The following is a 262-nucleotide window of genomic DNA, read 5'->3' as shown; positions in this document are numbered from 1 at the left end:
GGCGTAGCCGGCGCCGGTCTTGACGACGGCGAGCACGGCGATGGCGAAGTCGAGTCCGCGGTCGAGGAGGATGCCGGCCAGGTCCCCTCGGCCCAGGCCCTGCGTGGTGAGGTGGTGGGCGAGCTGGTTGGCGCGGGTGTTGAGTTCGCCGTAGGTGAGTTCCCGGCCGCCGAAGAGCACCGCCGGGGCCCCGGGTCGCAGTCGTGCCTGCTCCTCGAAGCGGTCTGGGAGGGTCGCCTCGCCGATCTCCGCACGGGTGCCC

At 73.3% G+C, this 262-nt stretch carries 1 protein-coding gene; it reads right to left on the bottom strand.

The genetic code is table 11. From position 1 onward, the window contains the following. Window positions 1-262 (bottom strand): AMP-binding protein (locus ADK55_RS23620; RefSeq protein ID WP_159041534.1); only part of this gene is annotated, 262 nt, incomplete at both ends.

Origin of the sequence: Streptomyces sp. WM4235, assembly GCF_001279725.1 — a bacterium.
Taxonomy (GTDB): Bacteria; Actinomycetota; Actinomycetes; order Streptomycetales; family Streptomycetaceae; genus Streptomyces.
Note: the sequence above shows the minus strand (reverse complement) of the source record. Positions and strands in the feature narration are given on the sequence as shown.